Annotated in this window: 5 protein-coding genes; 1 reads left to right on the forward strand and 4 read right to left on the reverse strand. The window is 62.6% G+C overall.

Annotated elements, in window-relative coordinates; all coding sequences use genetic code 11:
* Positions 1–47 precede the first annotated feature (47 nt).
* The 4 genes from J7E36_RS20150 to ydcS form a co-directional block, all read right to left on the reverse strand.
* The gene (locus J7E36_RS20150; protein ID WP_215006854.1) at positions 48–866 is read right to left on the reverse strand and encodes an ABC transporter permease; all 819 of its coding nucleotides are present in this window, start codon (positions 864–866) and stop codon (positions 48–50) included.
* Positions 856–1,800, reverse strand: a complete 945-nt coding sequence (locus J7E36_RS20155; protein ID WP_215006856.1) for an ABC transporter permease — start codon at positions 1,798–1,800, stop codon at positions 856–858. The genes J7E36_RS20150 and J7E36_RS20155 overlap by 11 nt, the downstream gene beginning before the upstream one ends.
* Position 1,801: 1 nt before the next feature.
* The gene (locus tag J7E36_RS20160; RefSeq protein ID WP_215006859.1) at positions 1,802–2,839 is read right to left on the reverse strand and encodes an ABC transporter ATP-binding protein; all 1,038 of its coding nucleotides are present in this window, start codon (positions 2,837–2,839) and stop codon (positions 1,802–1,804) included.
* Positions 2,840–3,031: 192 nt separating this feature from the next.
* Entirely contained in the window at positions 3,032–4,183 is a 1,152-nt protein-coding gene (ydcS, locus tag J7E36_RS20165) for a putative ABC transporter substrate-binding protein YdcS (protein WP_215006862.1), read from the reverse strand.
* Positions 4,184–4,366: 183 nt separating this feature from the next.
* Here ydcS and J7E36_RS20170 point away from each other — a divergent pair, with 183 nt between their 5' ends.
* A complete protein-coding gene (locus J7E36_RS20170; protein WP_215006865.1) occupies positions 4,367–5,080 on the forward strand; it encodes a tellurite resistance TerB family protein in 714 nt (237 codons plus the stop codon).
* The last annotated feature ends 211 nt before the right edge of the window (positions 5,081–5,291 follow it).

The following is a 5,291-nucleotide window of genomic DNA, read 5'->3' on the forward strand; positions in this document are numbered from 1 at the left end:
CTTGTTGCCTCCACCCAATCACTGGATAATCATCGTCAGTGGCTGACTCATTTCCCCCCACTGCCCGCCACGCTCTCGCCACCCCGGGTCAGGTAATAGGCGCCCAGTATCGGCAGCATGGTCACCAGCATCACCAGCATCGCCACCACGTTGGTCACCGGCACGTCGCGGGGGCGGCTGAGTTGGTTGAGCAGCCAGAGCGGCAGCGTGCGTTCGTGGCCGGCGGTAAACGTGGTGACGATGATTTCGTCGAACGACAGTGCAAACGCCAGCATCCCGCCGGCCAGCAGTGCCGAGCCCAGGTTGGGCAGGATGATGTAGCGAAACGTCTGCCAACCGTCGGCCCCCAGATCCATCGACGCTTCGACCAGGCTATGGGAGGTGCGGCGCAGGCGCGCGATGACATTGTTATAGACGATCACCACGCAGAAGGTCGCGTGACCGACGACGATGGTGAACATCCCCGGCTCGATGCCCAGGGTCTTGAAGGTCGCCAGCAATGCAATGCCGGTGATGATCCCTGGCAGGGCGATCGGCAGGATCAGCATCAGCGAAATACCTTGCTTGCCGAAAAAATCACGCCGGTACAACGCTGCCGAGGCCAGCGTGCCGAGCACCATGGCGATCAGCGTGGCGATGGCCGCGATCTGCAACGACAGCTTGATCGCCTCCAGTACGTCCGGGCGTGAGAAGGCGACGTTGAACCACTTCAGGGTCAGGCCCTTGGGCGGAAAACTGAACGCCGCATCCTCGGTGTTGAACGCGTAGAGGACGATGATCAGGATCGGAAAGTGCAGAAACACCAGCCCGCCCCACGCCGCCAGGCGCAGGCTCCAGGATGCTCGGGATGAAGCGTCAGAGTGCATCGAAAGCCCCCAGGCGTTTGACGATGGACAGGTAAACGGCGATCAGCACGATAGGCACCAGTGTGAATGCCGCGGCCATGGGCATATTGCCAATGGCCCCTTGCTGGGCGTAGACCATGCTGCCCACGAAGTAGCCCGGCGGGCCCACCAGTTGCGGCACGATGAAATCCCCCAGGGTCAGGGAAAAGGTGAAGATCGAGCCGGCGGCGATGCCTGGGATCGACAGCGGCAGGATCACCTGCGTGAACGTCTGGCGCGGTGTGGCGCCCAGGTCTGCCGAGGCCTGCAACAGGGACGGCGGCAGGCGCTCCAGGGACGCCTGGATCGGCAGGATCATGAACGGCAGCCAGATGTAGACGAACACCAGGAAACGCCCCAGGTGCGAGGTCGACAAGGTGCTGCCGCCGACCCCTGGAACACCCAGCACGAAGTGCAATACCGGCCCCAGCCCCAGGTGCTGGATGAACCACTGCGCCACGCCGCCCTTGGCCAACAGGAGTGTCCAGGCATAGGCCTTGACGATGTAGCTGGCCCACATCGGCAGCATCACTGCGATGTAGAAAAACGCCTTGGTCTTGCCGCGGGTGTAGCGCGCCATGTAGTAGGCAATCGGGAATGCGACGACAGCGCTGGCGATGGACACGACGATGGCCATGCTCAAGGTGCGCAGGATGATGTCGAAATTCGACGGCTGGAACAGCGCCGTGAAATTCGCCAGGGTCAGGTCCGGCGTGACCGCCATGGTGAAATCGTCGAAGGTGTAGAAGCCCTGCCACAGCAAGGTCAGCAGCGAGCCCAGGTAGATCGCGCCGAACCAGATCAGCGGCGGTACCAGCAGCATCGACAGGTACAGGTTGGGCCGTCGGTACAGCAGATTGGAAAAGCGTCGCAGGGAACCCGGCGCGGCTGTCCGGTTCAAGGCCGGTGTGTTCATTTCAGGCCTCGTCCGGGACGCTGTCGTGCAGGGCGATCATCGCCTCGCGGGCCCAGCGCACGGAAAGGCGCTGGCCAGTCTGGTGGCGAGCGCCGTTGTCGGCCCATTGGGTGTTGGCCTGGCTGAGGTTCAGGACCTGACCATTGGCGAGCTTCAATTCGTAGCGGGTGGCACTGCCCTGGTACTGGATGTCATGCAACAGACCGTGAACTTCGACTTCATTAATGGCCAACGGGCCTTCGGCAAAACGCAGGTGTTCGGGGCGGATCGAGAAGGGCTGTGGATAACCGCTCAGTTCCCGGGCCAACTCGCCACGAATCACGTTGGACGTGCCGACAAATTCGGCGACGAAGGTGGTGGCCGGTTTCATGTACAGATTGCGAGGGGTGTCGACCTGTTCAATGCGGCCCTTGTTGAACACCGCGACGCGGTCGGACATCGACAACGCCTCGGTCTGGTCGTGGGTGACGAAAATGAAGGTGATGCCCAATTGGCGTTGCAGCTTTTTCAACTCGCCCTGCATCTGTTCCCGCAGTTTCAGGTCGAGGGCGCCCAGGGGTTCATCCAGCAGCAACACCCGCGGACGATTGACCAGCGCGCGGGCCAGGGCCACCCGTTGGCGCTGGCCGCCGGAGAGCTGCACTGGTTTGCGCGCACCGTAGCCATCCAAGGCAACCATCTCCAGGGCTTCTTCGGCGCGCTTGATGCGCTCGGCCCTGGCGACGCCTTTGACTTTCAGCCCATAGGCCACGTTGTCGCGCACGTTCATGTGCGGGAAGAGGGCGTAGTCCTGGAACACCGTGTTGACGTCCCGCTGATAGGGCGCAAGCCCCGTGGCTTCCTCACCGTGGATGCGGATCGAACCGGCGCTGGGTTGTTCAAACCCGGCGATCAACCGCAGGCAGGTGGTCTTGCCCGAACCGGAAGGACCGAGCATGGAAAAGAACTCGCCGTCCTGGATATCGATTGAAACCCGGTCAACGGCTTTCACTTCGCCGAACTGCCGGGAGACCTGGGTGAATTGGACTGCGAGTGTCATGGGGCGGTGCTCCAAAAAAGCGCGACTGCTGTCGGATCGTTGCTGGGTTGCCGTGCACCCAACCTGTGGGAGCAAAGCCTGCTCGCGATACAGGCGCCTCGGCTCCTCGAGAGACTGCCTTATCTTCATTGCGGGCAAGCCTTGCTCCCGCACAAGAGCGGTGCTCAGCTCCGGTTTTTCGCCGCCTGAGGCTTACCGCCCACCCATGATCGCAATGTAGTCCTGGGTCCAGCGGCTGTAGGGCACGAACTTGCCGCCCTCGGCCTGCGGGGTTTTCCAGAAGGCGATCTTGTCGAACTGGTCGAAGCCATTGGTCTTGCAGCCGTCGGCGCCCAGCAATTCACTGCCCTTGCACGCCGCCGGCACCGCAGGCAAGGAGCCGAACCACGCGGCGACGTCGCCCTGGACTTTCGGTTGCAGCGACCAATCCATCCATTTGTAGGCGCAGTTGGGGTGCTTGGCCTCGGCGTGGAGCATCGTGGTGTCGGCCCAGCCGGTGGCCCCTTCCTTTGGAATGGTCGAGGCGATCGGCTGTTTCTCGTTCATCAGGCCGTTGACCTGATACGGCCAGGCCCCGGACGCCACCACCCCTTCGTTCTTGAAATCGCTCATCTGCACGGTGGTGTCGTGCCAATACCGGTGAATCAACGGTTGCTGGGCGCGCAACAACTCAAGCACCGCCTTGTACTGCGCCTCGTCGAGTTGGTATGGGTCCTTGATGCCCAACTCGGGCTTGGCGGTCTTGAGGTAAAGCGCCGCATCGGCGATGTAGATCGGACCGTCGTAGGCCTGCACGCGGCCTTTGTTCGGTTTGCCGTCGGGCAGGTCCTGGGCGCTGAACAGTACGCCCCAACTGGTCGGCGCCTGCTTGAACACCTCGGTGTTGTACATCAGCACGTTCGGGCCCCACTGGTAGGGGGTGCCGTAGGTCTGCTGGTTGACCACGTACCACGGCGCGTCCTTGAGGCGCGGGTCGAGGTTTTTCCAGTTGGGGATCAGCGCCGTGTTGATCGGCTGCACCCGCTTGCCGGCAATAAGCCGCAGCGAGGCGTCGCCCGAGGCGGTGACCAGGTCGTAGCCGCCCTTGGTCATCAGGCTGACCATCTCATCGGACGTCGCGGCGGTTTTCACATTGACCTTGCAGCCGCTCTCCTTCTCGAAACCGCTCACCCAATCGTAGGCCTTGTCGCTTTCGCCGCGTTCGATGTAGCCCGGCCAGGCGACGATATCCAGTTGGCCTTCGCCCGCGCCAATGGCCTTGGGCGGTTCGGCAGCCTGGAGGCTGACACTGGTCAGCAGCGCCATGGTGATTGCGCTGAGCAATGCGGTCTTGTGCGCGTACATGGGAATCCCTCTTGCTTTAATTGTGGTCGGGGCAGTGTCGGAACGGGGCGATGCGCCATTGATGGCTTGCTACTAGCGTAGTCAGGCAACATCTGGAAGCAAACTTGCCGCAGCAAACGGGCACTTTCGATTTAGGCTGGTGGCCTTAATGATCCGGTTAACCCGAATGCGAGGAGGTGGCAAATGAACACCCGTGGATTGCTCGATCAACTGCTCAAGTCCGGCCAGGAACTGTTGCAGAACAAGGCTGGCGGCTCCCAGGGCAAGGCGTCCGGTGGTCTGGGCGGCTTGCTCGGTGGCAGCACTGGCAACCTGGGCGGCATGCTCTCTGGCGCGGGTGGCGGCGCCCTGGCCGCCGGCGCCATGGGCCTGTTGCTGGGCAACAAGAAGGCCCGCAACTTCGGTGGCAAGGCATTGGCCTATGGCGGCCTGGCCGCCCTGGGCGTCATCGCCTACAAGGCCTATGGCAACTGGCAGGCCCAGCAGGGCAGCGCCGCGAAAACCGAACCGCAGACCCTGGACCGCGTGCCCCCGGCACAGGTCGAGCAGCACAGCCAGGCGATTCTCCAGGCGCTGGTGGCGGCGGCCAAGGCCGATGGCCATGTGGACGAGCGTGAACGCCAGTTGATCGAAGGCGAGTTCACCAAGCTCGACAACGACCAGGCGCTGCAACACTGGCTGCACACCGAACTCAACAAACCCCTGGACCCCACCGACGTTGCCCGCGCCGCCAGCACCCCGGAAATCGCCGCGGAGATGTACATCGCCAGCGTCATGCTGGTCGACGAGGAAAACTTCATGGAAAAGTCCTACCTCGATGAACTGGCACGCCAGCTCAAGCTGGAGCCGGGGTTCAAGGCGGAGCTGGAAAAGCAGGTGCGCCAGGCTGCCCTGTAGAAACCCTGACATTCCCTGTGGGAGCGGGCTTGCTCGCGAAAGCGGTGTATCAGCCACCAGTAATGCCGACTGGTACACCGCCTTCGCGAGCAAGCCCGCTTGTGTCTTGCGCTGCGATTAGACTGAAGGTGAGAGCGGTGAGTGGCAAGCTGAACGCCCGGAGTGCTCAAAGCACGTGTGGGAGCCCACGCTGCCACTCACCTCTCCACTC

This window comes from Pseudomonas fluorescens (assembly GCF_018614775.1).
Taxonomy (GTDB): Bacteria; Pseudomonadota; Gammaproteobacteria; order Pseudomonadales; family Pseudomonadaceae; genus Aquipseudomonas; species Aquipseudomonas fluorescens_BY.